Raw genomic sequence first — 22,113 nt, 5'->3', positions numbered from 1 at the left:
GATCTTCCGCCCAGGCGCGAAAGTCGTTCGGGTCAACAGGCGATCAATAAGCGATCTCGACTATCCCGCCGGCGCGCGCGATTCCGCTGACGATCTGGCCGGAAGGTGTCTTGACTTGAACGACCTGCCCTTCGGCCGCGTTATTCAAGGCCTTTCCTTCGCTGCTGACGCTGAAACCGGCGCCGCGGGTCACTGTTTTGACATTCTGCCCGAGTTGTATTGCCCACGGTTCGATCAACTGATCGCTGCGCAGCGGTTGGCCGGCGGCGATGCCTATCTTGATCGTCTTGCCGACGGCTTGCTCGGCGTCGAAAAGGACGCTGGCGGGAAGCGCTCCGAGGTCGCCGGTCCGCCGAATGAGGTCGCGCTCGCCGATGATCTGGCCGGCGGCGAGTGGGCGGGCGGCAACAAGATAGTTCGCCCGTACGCTGACCTGGGCTTGGATGTAGATGGTCCAGGATGACGGTCCGAGACAGCGGACGCCGACCGTCGTTCTCCCCCAAGGGGCGCTTCCCGTCGGGAAGAATGGCTCGAAAGCCTCGCACTCCGCGAGCTGGGTGCGAGGGTCGAGCGGCGTGACTCGATAACTGACTTTACCGGGCAGGCCCCGGGTCTGGCTCTGCAGAAAGTCGTCGACGGCACGATACAGAGCCGATTGCCCTGCTTGTGCGCTGGCGAGCAGCGGTGATAACAGACACAGGGCGCAAAGGAGGACTCGAAGGCGGCGTCGGCAGTTCATGCCGCTATTTTGCCTGATCGACGATTGATGGCGAAGAAAATGGCCACCGTTTTGGCAACGGCCGTGTCGAGGCGGCTGATTTTGGCGGCAAGAATTGCCGATGTCTCGTGGTTTGCCGAGGCGATGCCGCTTGTTCGGTGCCAGTTTTCGATTGGCACGACGGTTGCTTTGCTGGATCAGATGCTTTTCCTTGGAGAGACCGTGATCAGCAAACTCGACAACGCGCTTTCGTTCCAGCAAACGGCGCTGGGCATGCGTGCCTACCGACAGCAGGTTCTGGCGGGGAACATCGCCAATGCGGATACGCCGAACTACAAGGCGCGGGATTTCGACTTCGCGACTGCCTTGAGCGAAGCGGTCGCGGGGCGCAGCGAGGGCGGTCTCTCGGTGGCTCGGACCGACACGGCGCATCTTGCCGGAACGGACAGCGCCGGGCCGGTATCGCTCAAGTACCGTACGCCGGCGCAATCGAGTGCGGACGGGAATACCGTCGAGATGGACGTGGAGCGGGCGGCGTTTTCCGAGAACGCCATTCGCTATGAGGCGGGCCTCACGTTCATTACCCACCAACTGAAGATGCTGGGCCTTGCGGTCCAGTCACAATAATGAGCGTATTCAACGTCTTTCAGGTCGCCGGCAGCGCGTTGACCGCGCAGTCGATGCGGCTCAACGCGGTGGCAAGCAATCTGGCCAATGCGGACAGTATTGCCGGTCCGGACGGCAAACCTTACCGCGCGAAGCAGGTTGTCTTTGAGGCGGCGCCGGTCGAGGGAAGTGCGGCGCTTGGCGTCAGGGTCAAACAGGTGGTCGAGGACGCCAGTCCGGGGCGGATGATTTACGACCCGCGCAACCCCGCGGCCAACGAGAACGGCTACGTCACCCTGCCGAACGTGAGCGTGGTCGATGAAATGGTGAACATGATTTCCGCCTCGCGCTCTTACCAGACGAACGCCGAGGTGATGAATACGGCCAAACAGTTGTTGCTGAAGACACTGACCCTCGGTCAGTAATGCAGCCAGTAGCGCATTCAGGAGAATGTCATGACGACAGTTGATACAAGCACCACATCGAGCAGTATCCTCGCCTCGCTGAACTCCGGAAGTTCGAGTTCGACGAGCACCACGACGACCGAAGACATCCAGAACCGCTTTCTGACCCTGCTCGTGGCGCAACTCGAGAACCAGGATCCGCTCAATCCGCTCGAAAATACCGAAATCACCAGCCAGCTGGCGCAGATGAGCACCGTGGAGGGCATCGAGCAGCTCAATACGCAGCTCACCTCGCTGGTCGACAGTCTGGCTCAGACGCAGGCGGTCCAGGCTTCTGCGTTGATCGGCAACACCGTGCTGGTTCCGGGGGACGGGCTGACCCTGTCTGATGGCGAAGCCTACGGTGGGGTGAATCTTGCCAGCGCAGCTGATGAGGTCACGGTGAGCATTCTCGACAGTACCGGCAAGGTCGTTCAGACCCAGACGCTCGGCGCGAACGAAGCTGGCAACGTGCTGTTTTCCTGGGATGGCGCGACAAGTTCCGGAGAGACGGCACCGGATGGTTCCTACGCATTCACAGTGAGTGCGAGCAACGGAGCGAACAGCGTGACTGCCGAAGCCTTGCAGCTTGGCACGGTTTCTGCTCTTACACGGACAACGAGTGGTTCGTTCCGGCTCGATCTCGGATCGCTGGGGATGTACGACTTCTCCGATGTGCAGCAGATTTTCTAGCCGTTTATTTTGAGACAGAGGTAGAAAATGTCATTTCAACAAGGGCTAAGCGGGCTTAACGCTTCTTCCAAGGCGCTGGATGTGGTCGGCAACAACGTGGCGAACAGCAGCACGGTTGGCTTCAAGTCGTCCAGTGGGCATTTCGCCGACGTTTATGCCGCCTCGCTGAGCGGAAGCGGCGCATCGCAGGTGGGGATCGGTACGTCGCTGTCCTCCGTCTTCCAGCAATTCACCCAGGGAAACATTACGACCACCAACAACTCGCTGGACGTGGCGATCAACGGTGGCGGGTTCTTCAAGGTGACGCGCGACGATGTCATTGCCTACACGCGCAACGGGCAGTTTCATGCGGATAACCAAGGCTACATCATCAACGACCAGAATTATCGGTTGATGGGCTATGTGGCGACTGCAACGGGGCAGATTGTTCCCTCCGAGCCCGACGAAATCCGTATCGATACCAGCAATATTGCGCCACAGGCGACCGGTGCGGCGTTGGGCGGAAACGCGGAGATGGTCATCAATCTCGATTCAAGCGAAGACGTTCCTTCGGTTTCTCCGTTCAGCTACAGCAATCCGCTGACTTATAACTTCTCGACAGCGCAGACTGTTTATGACACGTTGGGCGTTGATCACAACGTTACCTATTATTTTGTCAATACCGGTACGGATGGGATATGGGAGGTCCGCGCCACTCTGGATGGCGGGGACAACGCCACGCTGTTAGGCAGCCTCGACTTCAATACCAGTGGCGGGCTGGATGGCGTTCTTGATTCCACAGGGACTGCCATCGTTGACGCGGACGGTAACCCATCTAAAGTATTGCCGTTGCCGACTACTTGGACTGTCACAACTGGGGCAGAGAGTCCTCTAGGTTCTGGGCAACCCAACTGGAACATTGATTTCGCCAATTCAACCAGTTACAGCGGCGACAGCACGGTGAACTCGCAATACCAAGGGGGATACGCGCAGGGGTCACTTTCCAGCATCAGTATTGGCTCGGACGGGATCGTGCTTGGCAACTATAGTAACGGCCAGACCAAAAATCTGGCGCAGATTGTTCTGACGACATTCCCGAATTCCAATGGCCTGATCAATCTCGGCAACAACCTGTATCAAGCTACCTCCACTTCTGGCCAGGGGCTGGATGGCTCGCCGGGTGCTGGTTCGCGTGGCGTTCTCCAATCGGCAGCGGTTGAAGAGTCCAATGTCGATTTGACAGCCGAACTGGTCAATATGATCACCCTGCAGCGCAACTACCAGGCGAACGCGCAATCGATCAAGACGCAGGATCAGATCATGCAGACGCTGGTCAATCTGCGCTGATCAACGTTAGCCGGATAGCGAGAGAAGAGACCCCATGGATCGGCTGATTTACACCGCGATGACCGGCGCCCGGCAGGCGTTCCAGCAGCAGGCGGGCGTCGCACACAACCTGTCCAACGCTTCGACGATCGGCTACCGGGCGATGGAGCATCGCTTCCGCTCGGTTCCCTTGCAAGGCGAGGGTGCGCCGACGCGCGCTTTCGTCGTCGATGCGTCCGTGGCCGATGTTCTTCAACCCGGACCGATGATGGCGACCGGGCGTCCGCTCGATGTGGCCGTGCAGGGCGACGGCTGGATCGCCGTCGATGCCGGGAACGGCCAGGAGGCCTACACCCGCGCCGGAAACTTGCGGGTCGATGCCAACGGCCAGCTGCAGACGTCCGCCGGACAGAATGTCCTTGGCGACGGCGGGCCGATCGCCATTCCGCCGGACAACAACATCACCATTTCACCGGATGGAACCATCTCGGTCGTCCCGTTGTTTGGTTCGCCGAACAACGTCAATGAAGTCGGGCGGATCAAGCTGGTCAATCCGGCGGCTACCGATCTGGTTCGGGGCGACGATGGCCTCTTCCGGACGCGCAACGGCCAGCCAGCTGAGGTCGACGGGAACGTCCGTCTCGCACCGGAGACGCTTGAAGGAAGCAACGTCAATCCGGTCGATTCGATGGTCAGCATGATCAGTCTGGCGCGGCAGTTCGAAATGCAGATCAAGATGCTGCAGACCGCTGACGGCAACGCCAGCAAGGCCAACCAGATCCTCTCGATGAGTTAAGCATTGCAACGGGAAAAAAATAAATGATCCGCTCTCTCTGGATTGCCCGTACCGGGCTCGACGCGCAACAGACCAACCTGGACGTCATTTCCAACAACCTGGCGAACGTCAGCACCAACGGTTTCAAACGTTCGCGCGCGGTGTTCGAGGATCTCCTCTACCAGACGTTGCGCCAGCCGGGAGCACAGTCGTCCCAGTCGACGCAGATTCCCAGCGGCTTGCAGCTCGGTACGGGCGTACGGCCGGTGTCAACGGCACGTATCCAGACGCAGGGATCACTGCAGCAGACCGGCAACGATCTGGATGTCGCCATCGATGGCGCTGGCTTTTTGCAAGTGCTGTTGCCTGACGGAACAACGGCTTATACGCGCGATGGCTCGCTGCAGCGCGACAGCCAGGGACAGTTGGTCACGTCGAGCGGCTATCCGATTCAGCCGGCGATCACCATTCCGGCCGATGCCACCTCGATCACGATCGCCAAGGACGGTGTCGTCAGTGTCGTACAGGCCGGGTCGGCGGCGACGACGCAGATCGGCACGATGCAGGTTGCGACATTCATCAACGTCGGCGGGCTGCAGAGCATTGGAGAAAACCTGTATCTTGAAACGGCGGCAAGCGGCGCGCCGACGCCGAATACGCCCGGAACCAACGGCTCCGGTGCGCTCTACCAGAGCTACGTCGAGACGTCGAACGTCAACGTGGCGGAAGAGCTCGTCAGCATGATCCAGACGCAGCGGGCGTATGAACTCAATTCCAAAGTGATTTCTACCTCGGATCAGATGCTGAGTCGGCTGACGCAGCTATGAGGTGCCATGATGCGTAACGCTGCGCTATTGATCGGGCTGGCTTTCGTGATGTGGGGGTGTAACACCGTGCCGCCGACGAACGTGCATCAACCGATGTCCGTCCGGCCCAATCCACGTAATGCGGCAGCCCCGGCGAACGGGAGTATTTATCAGGCGGGTAGTTCGCGCACGCTGTTTGAGGATCGTCGCGCGCGTTATGTCGGCGACACCCTGACCATCGTGATAGCGGAAAGGACCTCGGCATCGACCGAGTCGAGTACCAATGTGAGCCGGGCGAGCAACGTTTCGGCCACGGTTCCCACGATCAGTGGTCTGCCGGGAAAATCTTTCCAGGGGCTGACCTTGTCGGCGCAGAGCTCGAACACCCTCGCGGGTGAAGGCGATGCCGCGGCAAACAACGTCTTTACCGGCAATATCGCCGTGACCGTGATCGAAGTTCTGGAGAACGGGAATTTGCTGGTTTCGGGGGAAAAACAGGTGTCCATCGGTCACGGCACCGAGTACATCCGGCTTTCCGGCGTGGTGAACCCCTACTTCATCAGTACCGCGAACACTATCAGTTCGGCGAACGTCGCTGACGCGCGCATCGAGTACAAGGAAACCGGCGTGATCAGCGAGGCGCAGGTCATGGGGTGGCTTGCACGCTTCTTCATGACGGTGCTGCCGTTCTAGCGGCCAGGAGGCGGAAGGCGGATCATGAGACAGAAAAGCTATCGCACCTCACGTTTCTGGGCATTGCTTGGCGTTGTTTTTGTTGCCCTTTTCAGCAGCAATGTCCTTGCAGATCGCATCAAGGACCTGGCGAGCATCCAGGGAGTCCGCCACAACCAGCTGGTCGGCTATGGCCTGGTGGTCGGGCTTGACGGAACCGGTGACCAGACCACGCAAACACCGTTCACCACGCAAAGCATCATCAACATGCTCGCGCAGCTGGGCACGACCTTGCCCACGACCCAGTCGTTGCAACTGAAGAACGTGGCAGCGGTGATGGTGACCGCCAGCCTGCCGCCGTTTGCCCGCACCGGCCAGCAAATCGACGTGACCGTCTCTTCGATGGGGAATGCCAAGAGCCTGCGCGGCGGAACGCTGATCATGACGCCGCTCAAGGGTGCGGACGGGCAGGTCTACGCTCAGGCGCAAGGGAATCTGATGGTCGGCGGCGCAGGTGCGTCTGCTGGCGGAAGCCGGGCAGTGGTCAATCACCTGTTGGCCGGGCGCATCCCCGCCGGTGCGACCGTCGAGCGCGAGGTGCCGACCTCGCTCGGTCAGGGCGCTTACGTTCATTTCGAGCTGGCCAATACCGATTTTGGAACTGTCCAGCGCATGGTCGAAGCGATCAACCGAAATATCGGGGTGGAGGTTGCGGAGGCGCTGGACGGGCGGGTCGTTCGCGTTGTGGCGCCGGAGTCCGCCAACGAGCGGGTTGCGTTCGTCGGCAGGCTTGAGAACGTGGAGGTGCGTCCGACCAAGGCGATGGCGAAGGTGATCGTCAATCCGCGCACTGGTTCCGTCGTGATGAATCAGATGGTGACGATCGAATCATGTGCCGTGGCACACGGCTCCTTGTCCGTCGTGGTGAGGTCGGAGCAGCAGGTCAGTCAGCCGAATCCGCTTTCAGGCGGGCAAACGGTCACCACCACGCAAGCGGATATCGCGATCGAGCAACAGCGCGGCAGTCTGATGGCGGTCAAGGCCGGCGCCAATCTGTCCGAGGTGATCAAGGCGATCAATGCGCTCGGGGCCAACCCGCAGGATCTGTTGTCGATATTGCAGGCTATGAAAGCTGCCGGAGCGCTTCGCGCGGAGCTGGAGATCATCTAGTTGGCCTGAAAGTTGCTTTTTCTGGTCCATGAGAGCAGATAACTTCCAGACCGGCCGCTTCGTCCTTGATATGTCGACAGCGTCCGATACGCAGCTGAAAATCAAACAGGATCCGCAGGTCGGCCTGAAGCAGGCCGCGCAGCAGTTCGAAGGCATGTTGTTGCAGATGATGCTCAAGAGCATGCGCGATGCGACGCCGCAGGATGGGCTGATGGACAGCGACCAGACGCGCTTCTTTACGTCGATACTCGATCAGCAACTTGCCCAGAATCTGTCCTCCACCGGCAGCCTCGGTTTCGCGAAGTTGATCGAAGAGCAACTCGGTCTGGGCTTGCAGGGGGTAGACGAAGGTAGCGTGGGTTCGACGCTTGCACAATTGCAGCAAGCTTTCGTACAGCGGCAGGCGGCAACTTCTGCCGGGTTTCTTGCCGGTGCCGGCAGCGTTGGATCGGTCGTTCGGGGTGCCGCTGCCGATGTCGGCGACGGCGCTTCCGTGTCGGCGCAGGAATTCGTCAACAAGGTCTGGCCGCACGCCAGCGAGGCGGCAAAAAGCCTTGGCGTGCCGGCGCCGTTCCTCGTCGCCCACTCGGCGCTCGAAAGCGGGTGGGGCAAAAGCGAAATTCGCTATGCCGACGGATCGCAGACGTACAACGTCTTCGGCATCAAGGCCGGACGAAGCTGGACGGGCCCGTCCGTCGAGATCCAGACGACCGAGTACGTCGATGGCGTCGCGCAGACGGTGCGGGAGAAGTTTCGCGCCTATGGCTCCTACGGCGAGGCATTCCAGGACTATGCCAACCTGCTTGGCCAGAGCCCGCGCTTTTCGACCGTCCTGGGGCAACAGGATGGCGCGCAGTTTGCCCGCTCGCTGCAACAGTCAGGGTATGCCACCGACCCGCAATACGCTGACAAGCTGGGACGGATCATCGGGGGCGCCACGCTTCGCCAGGCGCTCGCCGGATAAGGAATTGACGCTTAATAAACCGGCAAATGTGCCGTTAATCACATGGAAAAGGAGAGAGTTCCATGGGTTCAGGAATCTATAGCATTGGTATCTCGGCGCTGCAAAACGCCCAACTCGGACTGGCAACGACGTCGCATAACATCGCCAATGCCAACACCGAAGGCTATAACCGGCAGCGGATCATTCAGGCATCAAACGTCGCGACCCTGACCGGGGCCGGATATGTCGGGCAAGGTGCCCATGTTTCGACCATCGAGCGGATCTACAGCAGCTACGTTGCCAAGCAGGTGTATACGGCACAGACCACAGCCAGCGAACTCGAAGCCTATTCAACCTCAATCACTCAACTCAACAATTTGCTCCTCGATGAGGATGCCGGGCTGGCTTCGGCGCTGGATGGTTTTTTCGAAGGGGTCAATCAGGTCAGTGCAGATCCTTCTTCGCTGGCAACCCGGCAAACCATGGTGTCTTCCGCGGAAGCGCTGGTGTCGCGTTTCCAGAGTCTGAATTCCCAGATCGACGCTCAGTACGAGGGGATCAATAGCCAGATTCAGGGCTATGTGACATCGATCAATTCGTATGCCCAGCAGATTGCGACCCTGAACAAGCAGATCATCGTGGCGGAATCGTCGACGAACCAGCCGCCGAACGATCTCTATGACCAGCGCGACCTGGTTGTTGCGGAGCTTAACAAGCTGATTGGCGTGCAAACGACGACCAACTCGAATGGTTCGTTGAATGTCTTTTTCGGTAACGGCCAGCAACTCGTGGTCGGATTGACGGCAACGACGCTCACGGCAGTATCTTCTTCCGAGGATCCTTCAAGGCTGACCGTCGGTCTGGTCAATCCGTCCGGAACACAAGAGTTGCCCGAATCGGTTCTTTCCGGCGGGGCGCTCTCCGGTATTCTGGAATACCGTTCGGAGACGCTGGACACGGCGGCGAATGAACTGGGACGCATCGCGGCGTCCCTCGCGCTGACCTTCAACGCGCAGCACGCGCAGGGTCGGGATTTGCTGGGCAATACGGGTTCTTCAGTAGAGGCTTTTTTCAGCCTGGATGTCCCGACGGTCGTCGGCAATGGCAATAATCCCGAGGGCACAGCAGCGGTTGAAGTATCTGCGGCTTTTCTGGATCCCTTGCAGAGCAGCGATGGTACGTTCTACACGAACCTGACGACCAGTGACTATCGACTCGACTACGACGGCAGCACAAATAGTGTGACCCTGACCAGCCTTTCGAATCCGGACGATATCTGGACAGGGGCTGATATTGCGGCCATTAATACTCAAATCGGTACGAGCCTTGGTTTTTCAATCTTAGCAAACGCCGCCTTCACCGCTGGAGAAACTTACAGCTACTTGATTCAGCCAACGCGGAATGCGGCGCAGGGGATCGAGGTGAATGATGCGGTTTCTGCCGATGTTCGTCTGATTGCCGCAGGCGCTGCGAGTGACAGCGGTGTTTCGGATAACCGGAATGCCTTGCTGTTGGCCCAACTGCAGACGGGCAAGACGATGGACGGGAATGCCGCCAGTTTTGCGACGGCATATGCCCAGATGGTCAGCGATCTGGGCAATAAGGGGAATGAGGTAGAAACGCTGCTGGCTGCCCAGACGACGCTGTTGACCGAAGCCGAGGATGCGCGTGATTCCATTTCGGGGGTCAATCTGGATGAGGAGGCCGCCAAGCTCATCGAATATCAGCAGTCCTACCAGGCGGCGGCAAAAATGCTGCAGATCGCCTCGGAGCTTTTTGATTCAATTCTGGCCATAGGGTGACGGAGTAGCCATGCGAATCAGTACCAGTCAGATTTACCAGTCGGGAGCCCGCAGTTTGATGGACGGGCAGACCAGCCTTTACAAGATCCAGAACCAGTTGTCGACCGGCAAGCGCTTCTTGTCGGCGCAGGATGATCCGGTGGCCGCGGCGCAGGTGGTATTGACCAATCAATCGTTGGCGGTCAATAGCCAGTTTGCCGATAACCAGTCGAATGCCTCCAGCCAGCTGGCTTACGAGGAAGGGCAACTGGAATCGGTGGTGGAGAGTGTGCAGTACATCATGGAGCGCGTGGTCGCTGGTGGGAACGGATCCTATTCGGATAGCGACCGCGAATCCATTGCCGCGGATTTGCAGAGCCAGTTTGATTTGTTGCTCGGCCTGGCGAACAGCAAGGATGCCAACGGTTATTACCTGTTCTCGGGTTATAAGAGCGATACCAAGCCGTTTGAACTGCAGGCAGATGGTTCCGTGACGTACGCTGGTGACGATGGACAGCGCCTGCTTCAGGTCGGGCCGTCGCGGCAGATTGCGGTGAATGATTCAGGGGAAACGATTTTTGACAATGGTCAAAGCGTCTTTGGTACCTTGCAGAATCTGATCACGGCCTTTTCTACGGACATCTCGGGCGATGCCACGGCGACAGCCGCGTTCAACAGCACCTACGAAACCGAGTTGGAGAACCTTCACGGCATTCTCGACAACGTGTTGAGCGTTCAGGCCTCCATCGGCTCACGCATGAATGAACTCGATTCGCTGGCCAATCTGTCCTCTACCTTGGACCTGCAGTATCAAGAGCGTTTGTCGAATCTTCAGGACATTGACTACGCTGAAACGATCTCCCGGTTTATTCAGCAGCAGACGCAACTTGAGGCGTCGCAAAGCTCGTACGCAAAGATTACCGGCTTGAGCCTTTTCAATTATCTCTGATGGGCAATAGACGACTGGTTGTAGCGCTATTAGCGCTTGCTTGCACCGCGTGTACGACGGTCAATTCCGTCTCGCCGGTGACCGGAGACATCGTGTCACTGCCGGATATCAACCTTCTCAATCCGCTGGCCAACAATTGGACGATCGCTGAAACCCCGATTAGCAACGATTCGTATCGCCTGTTGTTGCGCGCGCGCTATTTCAGGCTTGGCGGTGACGGAGAGGCGATTCAGGTCATTCGCCGGCGTGCCTCGCAGCTTCAGCAGGAACGCGGGGCGTCCGGCTATCAGTTGCTGGATTACGTTGAAGGGATTGAATCTTCAACTCCCTTCAACTATCGCGTTTCCGCAGGAACTGTGCGTCTGGTTGGTCTTCCGTAAGGTTGCCACGATAAGCGTTTATCGCAGGACAAAATTTCCGAGCATCGAGGTCAGCCCCGTTTCGAATAGCCGCATCAGGGGGGCGACGAGGTATGGGAGGCAGACATACAGGGCGATGAAGCCGATAGTGATCGTGACCGGGAAGCCGATGACGATGATGTTCAATTGGGGGGCGACGCGCCCGAGAACGGCAATGGCCGTGTTGGTGATGAGTAAGGTCACGACAATCGGCAGCGCGAGCAGTAGTCCAGCAGAAAATATTATGGCGCCAGCGTTTGCCATGTTGGCCCACGAGGCCTTGTGAGGCAAGACTCCGATCGGAAGTGCTCGGAAACTCTCCAGTAGCGTCGATAGCACCATCAGGTGCCCGTCGATGGCGAGGAAGACCAGCAGGCCGAGGACGCCGATGAACTCGGAGACTACCGGCGTTTGAGATGAGCTCGTAGGGTCGTAGGTCGTGGCGAAACCTAGGCCCATCTGCATGCTGAGGGCATTTCCTGCAAGATCGATGGCGCTGAATACGAGCCGCAAGGAGAAGCCCATCGCATAACCGATAAGCATCTGTTCCGCCAGGATCAAAAGGCCTGTCCCCGATGCCGGTTCGACTGCTGTCGGTAGTTCCAGCACCGGAGCGATCGCTGCCGTCACCGCCAGTCCGCAGATGAGTCGAATACGGGTGGGAAGGCTGGCGTTGTTGAAAGGGGGGGCCGCGGCGAGGAGCGCCAGAATACGGGCCATGGGGAACGCCAAGGCCGCAATGATTGCGTTCAACTCGGCCGAAGTGATCGTGATCATCGCCGATCAGCCAATCAGTTGCGGGATTCTTTCCAGAAGCTGGCGAATATAGTCGACGAACATTGACAACATCCATGGGCCGGCCAGCGCAAGGACGAGGAAGGTGCCAACCAGCTTGGGGATGAACGACAGGGTTGCCTCGTTGATTTGCGTTGCCGCCTGGAAAATACTGACGATCAACCCGATTGCCAGCGCAGAGAGCAGCAGGGGGGCTGCCAGCATGAGTGCAACTTCAATAGCCTGTCGACCGAGCGACATCACGACTTCAGGCGTCATGTCGCAAAACTCATGACGAGGGAGCCGAGCATCAGGTGCCAGCCGTCGACCAGTACGAAGAGCATCAGCTTGAAGGGCAGGGAGACCATCACCGGCGACATCATCATCATGCCCATCGACATCAGCACGCTGGCGACCACCATGTCGATGATCAGGAACGGGATGAAGATGATGAATCCGATCTGGAAAGCCGTTTTCAGTTCGCTGGTGACAAAGGCCGGGATCAGTATCCGCATCGGGACGTCGTTCGGCGATTCCATTTTTGGCACGTTGCCCAGGCGAGCGAACAGCCCGATATCCGCCTCCCGCGTCTGCTTGAGCATGAAGCTGCGCAAGGGGACCGCGCCGCGATCAACGGCCTGGGAAAAAGTAATCCGGTTCTCGGAAAGCGGCTGGTAGGCGTCCGTGTAGATCTTTTCGAGAACCGGCGACATGATGAAGAACGTCAGGAACAGGGCGAGTCCGACGAGTACCTGGTTCGGCGGCGAGGTCTGCGTGCCGAGGGCGTGACGCAGGATCGACAGCACGATGATGATGCGGGTGAAACTGGTCATCATCAACAGCACTGCCGGGATGAAGGTCAGCGCGGTCAGCGTGATCAGCGTCTGGATCGAGAGCGTGTAGGTCTGGCTGCCGCCGGCACCCGGTGTGCTGGTCAGTGCCGGCAAGCCGCCAGTCTGTGCCAGTACGGCCAGCGGAATGAAGAGAGCGACAAGCGCCAGCCAATGGGCGCGCTTAGGCGGATTCATTGCGACGCTCGGTCATCTGCTTCAACCAGTGGCCAAACCCGCCGTCGCTTCCGTTCGCGACGGGGAGTTCACCTTTGGGCATCGTATGGAGGGTCTTGATCTGTCCGGGGACGATGCCGACGACGACCCAGGTTTCGCCGACTTCAAGAAGGACGATGCGTTCGCGGGGGCTGATCATCAGTCCGCCAACGATGCGCATCGGGCCGGTGTTGCCGAAGGTGTGCCCGCCATTGAAGCGGCGAAGCAGGTAGGCCCCCAGTACCAGCACGCCGACGATCAGTGCCAGGCTGAGCAGCATTTGCATGAATGCCCCCGCCGAGACGCCGGGGGTCTCCGGCAGAGCTGCAGCGGTTTGGCCCGAAGCCAGGGGGGCGAACAACGCGATCGGCAGGGCCACCAAAGGGGCAATCCGTATGCGTGGCTTGTCGTCGTGTGCGGAAGTCAATTGGCGGGCGGGGAGAGTGGATTGCCCGCTATCTTAATCGAAGCCGCCGGTGCGCGAAACCGCCGGGCGCGGTAGAAGGGTCAGCGGCCGATCTTGCGCATTCGTTCCGACGGGGTGATGATGTCGGTGAGCCGGATGCCGAACTTGTCGTTGACCACGACGACTTCGCCCTGGGCGATCAGGGTTCCGTTGACGTAAACGCTCATCGGCTCGCCGGCCATCGCGTCGAGCTCGACGACCGAGCCGTGAGCCAGTTGCAGCAGGTTCTTGATGGAGATCTTGGTGCGTCCCAATTCGACGGAAATCTGGACCGGAATGTCCAGGATCATGTCGAGTTCGTTCATCATCGACGCCTTGGTGCTGGCTTCCCCGAAAGAAGGGAATATCTGCGCCGGCTGGGCGCTGGTTGCCGACGACTCGGCCAGCGCCTGTTCTGCCATCGCAGCCGCCCAGTCGTCATCCATGCCGGTTTCGGCATTGAGGTTGTTGTCTTCGGTTTCGTCGGCCATTGCTTAACTCCTTGGTAATGCCGAGTCGTCGGCATCCGGCGTGATGAATCTCTCGATCTTCAGCGCGTATTGTCCTCCCTGCTGGCCATAGGTGCCTTCGAGGAGGGGGATCTCATCGACGCTGGCGATGATCTTTTCCGGAATGTTGATCGGGATGATGTCGCCCGCTTTCAGTTCGAGGATCTCTCCCAAGGTGATGCTGGTCGTGGCGAGGTTCGCCCGAATCTCCACCTCCGCATCCTTGAGTTGCTTGCGCAGCATCAGTATCCAGCGCTGATCGGTCGACAGCTGGTCGCTCTGCATCGCGCTGTAAAGCAGGTCGCGGATCGGTTCGACCATCGAATAGGGGAAGCAGATGTGCATGTCCGCTGCCGATCCGCCGAACTCGAGGGTGAATGTCGTCGAGATGACGATCTCGGAAGGCGTGGCGATGTTGGCGAACTGCGAGTTCATCTCGGAACGGATGTAGTCGAACGAGATGGAGTAAACCGGCTTCCAGGAGCGGGCATACTCGGTGAACACGACATTCAGCAGCCCCTGGATGATGCGCTGTTCCGTGCCGGTGAAGTCGCGGCCCTCGACGCGGGTATGGAAACGTCCATCGCCACCGAACATGTTGTCGACGACGAGAAAGACGAGGTTGGGATCGAAGACGAACAGTGAGGTGCCGCGCAGCGGTTTGGCGGCAACAAGGTTCAGATTGGTCGGGACGACCAGGTTGCGAATGAACTCGCTGTATTTCTGCACGCGGATTGGTCCGACCGAGATTTCGGTGGTCCGGTGCATGTAGTTGAACAGGCCGATGCGCAGGTAACGGGCGAAGCGCTCGTTGATGAGTTCGAGCGTCGGCATGCGGCCGCGGACGATCCGTTCCTGCGTTCCCAGGTTGTAGGCACGAATGCCGCCTTCGCCGTCCTCCGCGGCTTCCGGTTCGTCACTCTCCCCGGTGACGCCCTTGAGTAGGGCATCGACCTCGTCCTGGGAGAGAAAGTCGGTGGCCATTTTGCGTTACTGGATGATGAAGGAAGTGAAGAGAACTTCCTTGACCGGCGCTTCGTCCTTCTTTGCTCCGGGCGCAAGGATTTCGTTCATCTGATCGCGAATTTCCTCAGCCAGCTTTTCCTTGCCTTCCTTGGTCAGCAGTTCGGACGCCTTCTTGCCGGACAGCAACAGCATCACGTTGTTGCGGATCTTGGGCGTGAACGTCTTGATCTTGTCGCCGGTATGGGCGTCCTCAACTTCGACCGAAAGCACCAGTTGCACGTATTGCTCGCCCGCTTCCGGGGCGAGGTTGACGGTGAAGGCGTCCATCGCGACGTAGACCGGAAGCGCCTCTTTTTCCACCTTTTTCTTGCTGGACTTCACGGTTTCATGTGCGACTTCCTCTTCGCCGCCGCCTTCTGCCGCATTCTTCTTCATTATCAGGAAAGCCGCTGCGCCGCCGCCGAGCAGCAGAACGAGAAGCAGCGCCGCGAGGATGATGATCAGCAATTTTTTGCTCTTCTTGGGGGCGGCTGCTTCTGCGCTTGCTGCTTCAGGTTTGGCATCCTTGGCCATTGTCGGGACCTCGCTTGTCTTGTCGTGACCGGTAGTTCTGTTTGTCGTTCAGATGTCCGGGGCGCCGTCAGGCGAAAAGATCGACCAGGCCGCGGCCGCTTGTCGTCAATTGCCGCACACTGCTAGTCATGTCCCGCGGAACGCCGGCAAGTATAGCGTTATCGTCGGTACCACGCGATGTGCTCTGGTTCCCCGCTCCTTGCCCCGTGGCTTGCCGGAAGGATTCGGCGCTGACGTTGGCCTGTCCGAGCGATATGCCGACACCGGCGAGCATTTCGCGCAAGCGGGGCAACGCCGTTTCGATGGTTTCCCTGACCTCGGCGTTGGTCGAGACGAACGTTGCCGTCGCCTGGTCGTTGTCGATTCGCAGGGAAACCTCGATGCTGCCCATGTTGGGCGGATTGAGGGTGAGTTCCGCCGCCTGCTTCTGGTTCGAGGCCAGCCACACGATCTTTTGCGCAAAATCGTTGTTCCAGTGCGGGTCGCGCAGGGGCGTGGGGATGGCCGGCGAGTCCGTCCCGCTTGCAACAGCCGAATGGCCGGTGGCCGCGGTGGCGACTGCCGAGTGCGATGATGGAATGGAGGGAGTGGCGGGGTCAGCAGATTGGAGCGTCGATGACGTGTTGCTGTCTGTCGAAAATTTCTCCGGAACGGCAAAAGTTGCCGGTTTTCTGTTTGCCGGGTCGGCTACTGCCGCGGTCATCGACTCCTCGAACGAGGCTGGCATCTCGGTTTGCGACGAATCACCACGCTGCGTTGCCTGCCCCTCTCGTGGTGTCGAGATCGGGTTGGCGTCGGCGGATACGGCTTGCGACGCGACCTTGGCGATGTCCGTGTTGGCTGTGGCGGGCGATGCGTCTGCCTGTGCCGTTGTCGAAGCGCCCAATGCCGCCAGCAACGCCAGTGCATCGGTCGGTTCACTGTCTTCGCTAGCGGTCGATTCTTTGCTCGCGTCCGTTCCGGCTGCCTCGCTCAACAACAGCTCCTTCCCGGGGGGGGCGCCAGCCACTTGGGCGAGTTGGCCAAGCAGCATGCTGGCGAAGCTGTTCGCCGTGTCCTGTACGTCCGCGTCGGCAGGGGCCCCGGTGGCCGAGGGCGGAGTCGATTTTGGCAGTGTCGCGACAAGGGTGATGGGCATGGAATTTCCTGATGGCCGGTATGCGTGCGACTTCAGCAATATCCGTGCCTAACATCCTGTGTCAGACCTCCTTGTCACCGCGGGGGCGGATGGCGAATTCGTCCTGCATTTTCTGCTCCCGCTTTATCTCGCGCGCGTTTTCCGTGGCATGGTGCCGTTCCGACAACGTATCGAAGGCCTTGAGTTTCTTGCGTTGCTGTTGCCATTGCAACTGGCCTGCCACTGTATGCCGGGCCTGGGTCGCAACGGCGTTGCATTGTGCCTCGATGGCATCATCGAGGCGACTCAGAAACTGCTGGTAGTTTTGCCACTCGCGAGGGTTGATGCCGCTTTGCGCGGCTTTCTGGAAGCGTGCCGCGTACTCGTCACGGTATTGCTGGAGCATCTCCAGCTTGGCCTTGGCGTCGCGCTCGTTGGCGATCAGGCGGGCGAGGTTGCGCGTGGCCTCGTCGGTGCGGGACTGCATCAACTCGAGGATCGTCTGCAACGGAAACGGCTTCGGCATGGTCAGCGTCTGGCGGCGAACAGGGCATCGAGGTGTTCGAGGCTCTGGGCGAAATCGGATTGTTCGTTGAGTGATTGTTGCAGGAACTTCTCGAACGACGGGTACATGCTGATCGCCTGATCGAGCATCGGGTCGGAGCCGGTCACGTAGGCGCCGACGCTGATCAGGTCGCGCGAGCGCTGATAGCGCGAATAGAGCTGCTTGAATTGCCGGATCTTGTCGAAATGTTCCGGTTCGATCAGATTGACCATGGCGCGCGAGATCGACTGTTCGATATCGATGGCGGGGTAGTGGCCGGCATCCGCCAACGAGCGCGAGAGGACGATATGGCCGTCGAGGATCGCGCGGGCGGAGTCGGCGATCGGGTCCTGCTGGTCGTCGCCTTCAGTCAGTACCGTGTAGAACGCGGTGATCGAGCCGCCGCCATCGGCGCCGTTGCCGGCGCGTTCGACGAGTTGCGGCAGCCGTGCGAAGACCGACGGAGGATAGCCGCGGGTGACGGGCGGCTCACCGATGGCCAGGGCAATCTCACGTTGCGCCATGGCATAGCGGGTCAGCGAGTCCATGATCAGCAGGACGTGACGCCCCCGATCGCGAAAGTGCTCGGCGATGGCCGTCGCGTAGGCCGCACCCTGCATGCGCATCAACGGGCTGACGTCCGCCGGTGCGGCAACGACCACGGCTCGCCGCAGTCCCTCCTCGCCGAGGATCTGTTCGATGAATTCCTTGACCTCGCGTCCGCGTTCGCCGATCAGTCCTACGACGATGACTTCCGCCTCGGTGTATCGCGCCATCATGCCGAGCAGGACGCTCTTGCCGACGCCGGAGCCGGCGAAAAGTCCCATACGTTGCCCGCGGCCGACCGTGAGCAGGGCGTTGATGCAGCGAATGCCGACATCGAGCGAATGCTCGATCGGTGCCCGTGACATCGGATTGACCGGCCGGCCCTGCAACGGGCGCAGCATGTCGGAGAGAACGGGGCCATGGCGGTCGAGCGGACGACCGGCACCGTCGACGACCCGGCCAAGCAGCGCGTCGCCAACCGGCAGGAGTTTTGCCCGGTCGACCGCACGGCGGCGGGGCGGCACTGGGCTTCCTACCTTGGGCCGCAGAGTCGGCGTCTCCAGCGCTAGCACGCGGGCGCCAGGGGAAAGGCCATAGACGTCCTCGCAGGGCATGAGGAACAGGCGCTCGCCGTTGAAACCGACGACTTCGGCCTCGATCGGCGATCCGCCGGTGGGCAGGATGCGGCAGGAGCTGCCGAGCGGCAGCTTGAGTCCGGCAGCTTCCATGACCAGCCCGTTGATCCGCGTCAAGTGACCGCTCGGGAGAAGCGGCGAAGATTGCGTCGCCGCGTCACGGCAATTGCCCAGAAAAGCGTCCCAGGTTTCCAGATGGGCATTGGGTTGCTGGCTCATGGCTTGTCGCCGAGCCAGTCCTCGTTGACGCCGATCGCCTCGATTACACGGCGCCAGCGCGTTTCGAGCGTGGCGTCGACTTCGCTGGCGCCCAGTTCGATGCGGCAACCACCGCGGCTGAGCGCGGGATCCTCGATGATCCGCCAGTTGTTGTGGGTCAGGTGATCCCCCATGTGCTTGCGAATCAGCGCTGCATCCTCGGGATGCGCCAGGAGCGCCGGATGGCCGGCACCGGGGTGGAGCGTGGCGACGGCTTCGCGGACGATCGGGAGCAGAAGTTCGGGCTGGAGTTTCAGGCTTTGACGGAGCACCTGATTGGCGATCTCGATCGACGTGGCCAGCAACTGATCGGCGATCTTCTGATCGAGATCCGTGATCGCCTGCTGCAGATTGTTCAGAATCTCTCTGGCGTCGGCCAGGACGGCTTTTGCGTCGGCGATTCCTTCTTCGTAGCCCGCCGCATAGCCCTGCTCATGCGCTTCGTTGTGCATGCGCTCGATGTCGGCCGCTGTCGGCAGGACGATGGGCGGCTCTTCCGGCGCGGCTGGCGCTTCGGCGACGGCTTCATGTGGCGGCTGCTCGGGCTCGGCCGCAGCCATCTCCCGGGCGTGCTCTGCTTTCTGCTCGGCCTCATCGAAGGCAGCGAGTTCCCAGCGCTGATAGGCAGTGAGTTTTTCTTTGGGAATGAAGCCGGCGGTCATGGCAACGACCTCGTCACAGCATCTCTTCGCCGCCCGCGCCGCCTAGCACGATCTGGCCTTCGTCGGCCAGGCGGCGAACGATCTTGAGGATTTCCTTCTGTTCGTTTTCGACTTCGGAAATACGTACCGGCCCGCGCGATTCGAGATCCTCGCGCAGCATTTCCGCCGCCCGCTGCGACATGTTCTTGAAGATTTTTTCGCGCAGCGGTTCGGACGCTCCCTTCATCGCCAGGATCAAGGAGTCCGACTGGATTTCGCGCAGCAGAAGCTGGATGGCGCGGTCGTCGAGGTCGAGCAGGTTCTCGAAGACGAACATCTCGTCAAGGATGCGCTGCGCGAGGTCGGGGTCGTACTCGCGGATCGAGTCGATCACCGTCGTTTCGTTGGCCGTGCCCATGAAGTTGAGGATTTCCGCCACGGCACGTACGCCGCCCATCGCCGACTTCTTGATGTTGGCGGAGCCGGAGAGCAGCCGCAGCATGACGTCGTTGAGTTCCTTCAGTGCTTCCGGCTGAATGCCCTCGAGTGTCGCGACGCGGAGCACCACGTCGTTGCGCAGACGCTCGGTGAAGTGGTTGAGGATGTCGCTGGCGTGATCCTTTTCAAGGTGCACCAGGATCGTGGCGATGATCTGCGGGTGCTCGTTGCGGATGAGCTCGGCGACGGTCGGGGCGTCGAGCCATTTCAGCCCTTCGATGCCGTTGGTGTCGCCGCCCTGCAGGATGCGCGAGATCAGGTTGGCCGCCTTGTCGTCGCCGAGCGCCTTGGTAAGTACCGAGCGGACGTAGGCTTCAGTGTCGACGTGCACTGCCGCCGACTCCGTGGCCGTCTTGTGAAAATCTGCGAGGACATTCTCGACCTTGGTGCGCGGCACGGTCTTCATCGCGGCCATGGCATGGCCGAGCTTTTGCACCTCCTTCGGCCCGAGGTGCTTAAGGACTTCAGAAGCGTAGTCCTCGCCGAGCGCGATCAGCAGGATTGCGCTTTTCTCGATGCCTTCATCAGCCGCCATTGGCTCCAGTCCATTCCTTGATTATGTTGGCGACGACCTTCGGGTCCTGCTGCGCCAACTCGCGCGCGAGGTTCAGTTTCTGCTCGAATTCCTGTGCCGCCGACGGCGTGCGGCTTACGCCTTCTTCCTCGTCTACGATGTTGATGGTGCCGCCGACCTGCGGTTTTGCTTCCGGCTCCGGAGGAGGCGGCGGTTGCATCGCTTTCACCAGCGGAAGGATGACCTTGAACATCAGGTAGGCGACGATTGCGGCGATGGCGAGATATTTGAACAGTTCCTTGGCGAGCGGGAGAATTTCCGGGTCTTTCCACAGCGGCATTTCCAGCGTGGACTTCTCGATGGCGGTGAACGGGGCGTTGGCGACCGAGACGGAATCCCCTCGCTCTTGGCTGAAGCCGAGGGCCTCCTTGATGATATCGTTGAGTTGCTTCAGCTCTGGATCGGGCAGCGGCTTGATGGCGCCCTTGGCGTCCTTGCGGTGGTTGACGACCACGGCGGCGGTCAGGCGCTTGATTACCCCGACGGCTTGCTTGGTGTGGCGGATCGTCCGGTCAACTTCGTAGTTGATCGTGGAATCCTTGCGCGTATTGATCGGCTGGCCGACGTTGGAAATCTGCGCCTGGACGCCGGCGGCATTGATAAGTCCCGGAACCGGCGCAGTCTGCCCGGCCGGGGTGCCTGCACCCGGAACAGCCGGCTGCGTCAACGGCGCGGTGGCCGGAACCGGCGGCTGGTTGGACAGTGCGCCCGGCACGCCTTGTGCCGAAGGCATGGTGCTCGCCGACTCGCTGGTCTGCTGGCTGCGGATGCTGACGTCGGGCGGCGTCGTATTCGGCCGGTGCGTCTCCGCCGTTTGTTCACTCTGCGAGAAGTCGATGTCGGCGGCCACCTGGACGCGGTAGTTGCCCGGCCCGAGAATCGGCGAAAGGATGTCTTCGACGCGCTTGATCGCGTTGGCTTCGATTTCCCTGACGTACTTGAGTTGCGCCGGATCGAGCCCGGCGTCCATCAGCTTGCTCTTCAGTTGCGAGAGCATCGAGCCGCTTTGGTCGATGATCGTCACGCTTGCCGGGGCCAGGTTCGGCACGCTGGCGGCGACAAGGTTCTGGATGCCAGCGATCTGCACGGGGTCGAGCGACCGGCCCGCGTAGAGGTTGAGCAAAACCGACGCGGAGGGTTTGAGTTCTTCGCGGACGAAGACCGTCGGCTTGGGAATGGCGAGATGAATCCGTGCGGCCTGCACGGCGGAAATAGACTGGATCGTGCGCGACAGTTCCCCTTCCAGGCCGCGCTGGTAATTGACCTGCTCGGCGAACTGGCTGATCCCGAATTTCTGGTTTTCCATCAGTTCGAAACCGACGCCGCCACCTTTGGGAAGACCTTGCGACGCGAGGCGCAGACGCACCTCGTGCACCTTGTCGCCTGGGATAAGGATGGAGCCGCCGCTTTCGCTGAACTTGTACGGAACGTTCATCTGATCGAGAGCGGCTATGATGGAGCCTCCGTCGCGCTCGCCGATGTTCGAGAAAAGGATCCTGTAGTCGGACTGCTTGACCCAAGTGCTGCTCGCCACGACGACGGCGATGAGCGCGGCCACAGCGACCATCAGCAGTATTTTCTGCTGTCCGGTCAGACGGTCGAGGGCAGCGCGCAACCGGTCCAGAGGGTTGGTTGCCTCTGCCGTTACGGGAGTTTCAGTGCCGATTGCCGCCATGCGTTTTAGTGGTCAACTCTGAGATAAATCAAGCAGAAAGCGCTATTTGCCGA

26 protein-coding genes are annotated in these 22,113 nt (G+C 60.2%); 12 read left to right on the top strand and 14 right to left on the bottom strand.

What is annotated here, in order from left to right:
• Positions 1 to 43: 43 nt before the first annotated feature.
• Positions 44 to 739 carry a flagellar basal body P-ring formation chaperone FlgA gene (gene flgA, locus BO74_RS03130; RefSeq protein ID WP_496439924.1) on the bottom strand — a complete coding sequence of 232 codons (696 nt, stop codon included), beginning with the start codon at positions 737 to 739 and terminating at the stop codon, positions 44 to 46.
• 27 nt (positions 740 to 766) lie between these two features.
• Here flgA and flgB point away from each other — a divergent pair, with 27 nt between their 5' ends.
• From flgB to BO74_RS03070, 12 genes are all read left to right on the top strand, one after another.
• Positions 767 to 1,345, top strand: coding sequence for a flagellar basal body rod protein FlgB (gene flgB / locus BO74_RS03125; protein ID WP_496439922.1), 579 nt, complete (start codon positions 767 to 769; stop codon positions 1,343 to 1,345).
• Positions 1,345 to 1,749 (top strand): flagellar basal body rod protein FlgC, encoded by a 405-nt coding sequence (flgC, locus tag BO74_RS03120; protein WP_496439921.1) that lies wholly within the window; start codon positions 1,345 to 1,347, stop codon positions 1,747 to 1,749. Before flgB ends, flgC begins: the two co-directional genes overlap by 1 nt.
• 30 nt (positions 1,750 to 1,779) lie before the next feature.
• On the top strand, positions 1,780 to 2,460 hold the full coding sequence (locus BO74_RS03115) for a flagellar hook assembly protein FlgD (protein WP_496439920.1): 681 nt from the start codon (positions 1,780 to 1,782) through the stop codon (positions 2,458 to 2,460).
• A 27-nt stretch (positions 2,461 to 2,487) separates the two neighbouring features.
• On the top strand, positions 2,488 to 3,786 hold the full coding sequence (flgE, locus tag BO74_RS03110) for a flagellar hook protein FlgE (protein ID WP_496439919.1): 1,299 nt from the start codon (positions 2,488 to 2,490) through the stop codon (positions 3,784 to 3,786).
• 34 nt (positions 3,787 to 3,820) lie between these two features.
• Complete coding sequence (gene flgF / locus BO74_RS03105) at positions 3,821 to 4,561, top strand: flagellar basal-body rod protein FlgF (RefSeq protein WP_496439917.1); 741 nt, start codon at positions 3,821 to 3,823, stop codon at positions 4,559 to 4,561.
• A gap of 23 nt (positions 4,562 to 4,584) precedes the next feature.
• Positions 4,585 to 5,367 carry a flagellar basal-body rod protein FlgG gene (gene flgG / locus BO74_RS03100; protein WP_496439915.1) on the top strand — a complete coding sequence of 261 codons (783 nt, stop codon included), beginning with the start codon at positions 4,585 to 4,587 and terminating at the stop codon, positions 5,365 to 5,367.
• 9 nt (positions 5,368 to 5,376) lie between these two features.
• Positions 5,377 to 6,039, top strand: a complete 663-nt coding sequence (locus tag BO74_RS03095; protein ID WP_496439913.1) for a flagellar basal body L-ring protein FlgH — start codon at positions 5,377 to 5,379, stop codon at positions 6,037 to 6,039.
• Between the two features lie 24 nt (positions 6,040 to 6,063).
• Positions 6,064 to 7,188 (top strand): flagellar basal body P-ring protein FlgI, encoded by a 1,125-nt coding sequence (locus BO74_RS03090; RefSeq protein WP_496439911.1) that lies wholly within the window; start codon positions 6,064 to 6,066, stop codon positions 7,186 to 7,188.
• 28 nt (positions 7,189 to 7,216) lie between these two features.
• Positions 7,217 to 8,152: a flagellar assembly peptidoglycan hydrolase FlgJ gene (gene flgJ / locus BO74_RS03085; RefSeq protein ID WP_496439909.1), complete on the top strand. Its 936-nt coding sequence runs from the start codon at positions 7,217 to 7,219 to the stop codon at positions 8,150 to 8,152.
• A gap of 62 nt (positions 8,153 to 8,214) precedes the next feature.
• Entirely contained in the window at positions 8,215 to 9,933 is a 1,719-nt protein-coding gene (flgK, locus tag BO74_RS03080) for a flagellar hook-associated protein FlgK (protein WP_496439907.1), read from the top strand.
• Between the two features lie 10 nt (positions 9,934 to 9,943).
• On the top strand, positions 9,944 to 10,861 hold the full coding sequence (flgL, locus tag BO74_RS03075; protein WP_496439905.1) for a flagellar hook-associated protein FlgL: 918 nt from the start codon (positions 9,944 to 9,946) through the stop codon (positions 10,859 to 10,861).
• Between the two features lie 92 nt (positions 10,862 to 10,953).
• A complete protein-coding gene (locus BO74_RS03070) occupies positions 10,954 to 11,241 on the top strand; it encodes a hypothetical protein (protein WP_496439903.1) in 288 nt (95 codons plus the stop codon).
• 18 nt (positions 11,242 to 11,259) lie between these two features.
• On the opposite strand, the gene fliR is transcribed toward BO74_RS03070, so the two are convergent.
• The 13 genes from fliR to fliF all read right to left on the bottom strand — a co-directional run bounded on the left by fliR (position 11,260) and on the right by fliF (position 22,060).
• Positions 11,260 to 12,036 carry a flagellar biosynthetic protein FliR gene (gene fliR, locus BO74_RS03065; protein WP_496439902.1) on the bottom strand — a complete coding sequence of 259 codons (777 nt, stop codon included), beginning with the start codon at positions 12,034 to 12,036 and terminating at the stop codon, positions 11,260 to 11,262.
• A gap of 6 nt (positions 12,037 to 12,042) precedes the next feature.
• On the bottom strand, positions 12,043 to 12,312 hold the full coding sequence (gene fliQ / locus BO74_RS03060) for a flagellar biosynthesis protein FliQ (RefSeq protein ID WP_305074282.1): 270 nt from the start codon (positions 12,310 to 12,312) through the stop codon (positions 12,043 to 12,045).
• Positions 12,309 to 13,061: a flagellar type III secretion system pore protein FliP gene (gene fliP, locus BO74_RS03055; RefSeq protein ID WP_496439900.1), complete on the bottom strand. Its 753-nt coding sequence runs from the start codon at positions 13,059 to 13,061 to the stop codon at positions 12,309 to 12,311. Before fliP ends, fliQ begins: the two co-directional genes overlap by 4 nt.
• Positions 13,048 to 13,458: a flagellar biosynthetic protein FliO gene (fliO, locus tag BO74_RS03050; RefSeq protein ID WP_496439898.1), complete on the bottom strand. Its 411-nt coding sequence runs from the start codon at positions 13,456 to 13,458 to the stop codon at positions 13,048 to 13,050. Before fliO ends, fliP begins: the two co-directional genes overlap by 14 nt.
• A gap of 128 nt (positions 13,459 to 13,586) precedes the next feature.
• Positions 13,587 to 14,015 carry a flagellar motor switch protein FliN gene (gene fliN / locus BO74_RS03045; protein ID WP_496439897.1) on the bottom strand — a complete coding sequence of 143 codons (429 nt, stop codon included), beginning with the start codon at positions 14,013 to 14,015 and terminating at the stop codon, positions 13,587 to 13,589.
• Positions 14,016 to 14,018: 3 nt separating this feature from the next.
• Positions 14,019 to 15,017: a flagellar motor switch protein FliM gene (fliM, locus tag BO74_RS03040; RefSeq protein WP_496439896.1), complete on the bottom strand. Its 999-nt coding sequence runs from the start codon at positions 15,015 to 15,017 to the stop codon at positions 14,019 to 14,021.
• A 6-nt stretch (positions 15,018 to 15,023) separates the two neighbouring features.
• Positions 15,024 to 15,572, bottom strand: a complete 549-nt coding sequence (gene fliL, locus BO74_RS03035) for a flagellar basal body-associated protein FliL (protein ID WP_496439894.1) — start codon at positions 15,570 to 15,572, stop codon at positions 15,024 to 15,026.
• Positions 15,573 to 15,639: 67 nt separating this feature from the next.
• A complete protein-coding gene (locus tag BO74_RS03030; protein ID WP_496439893.1) occupies positions 15,640 to 16,710 on the bottom strand; it encodes a flagellar hook-length control protein FliK in 1,071 nt (356 codons plus the stop codon).
• 61 nt (positions 16,711 to 16,771) lie between these two features.
• Positions 16,772 to 17,215 carry a flagellar export protein FliJ gene (gene fliJ / locus BO74_RS03025; RefSeq protein WP_496439892.1) on the bottom strand — a complete coding sequence of 148 codons (444 nt, stop codon included), beginning with the start codon at positions 17,213 to 17,215 and terminating at the stop codon, positions 16,772 to 16,774.
• 2 nt (positions 17,216 to 17,217) lie between these two features.
• Positions 17,218 to 18,633: a flagellar protein export ATPase FliI gene (fliI, locus tag BO74_RS03020; protein ID WP_496439891.1), complete on the bottom strand. Its 1,416-nt coding sequence runs from the start codon at positions 18,631 to 18,633 to the stop codon at positions 17,218 to 17,220.
• On the bottom strand, positions 18,630 to 19,334 hold the full coding sequence (locus tag BO74_RS03015) for a flagellar assembly protein FliH (protein ID WP_496439890.1): 705 nt from the start codon (positions 19,332 to 19,334) through the stop codon (positions 18,630 to 18,632). Before BO74_RS03015 ends, fliI begins: the two co-directional genes overlap by 4 nt.
• 13 nt (positions 19,335 to 19,347) lie before the next feature.
• Positions 19,348 to 20,346, bottom strand: coding sequence for a flagellar motor switch protein FliG (gene fliG / locus BO74_RS03010; protein ID WP_496439888.1), 999 nt, complete (start codon positions 20,344 to 20,346; stop codon positions 19,348 to 19,350).
• The gene (fliF, locus tag BO74_RS03005) at positions 20,336 to 22,060 is read right to left on the bottom strand and encodes a flagellar basal-body MS-ring/collar protein FliF (protein WP_496439887.1); all 1,725 of its coding nucleotides are present in this window, start codon (positions 22,058 to 22,060) and stop codon (positions 20,336 to 20,338) included. The genes fliG and fliF overlap by 11 nt, the downstream gene beginning before the upstream one ends.
• Positions 22,061 to 22,113 lie beyond the last annotated feature (53 nt).

The sequence above is a fragment of the Propionivibrio pelophilus DSM 12018 genome (assembly GCF_059569095.1).
This window is presented reverse-complemented; position numbering and strand designations above follow the sequence as displayed.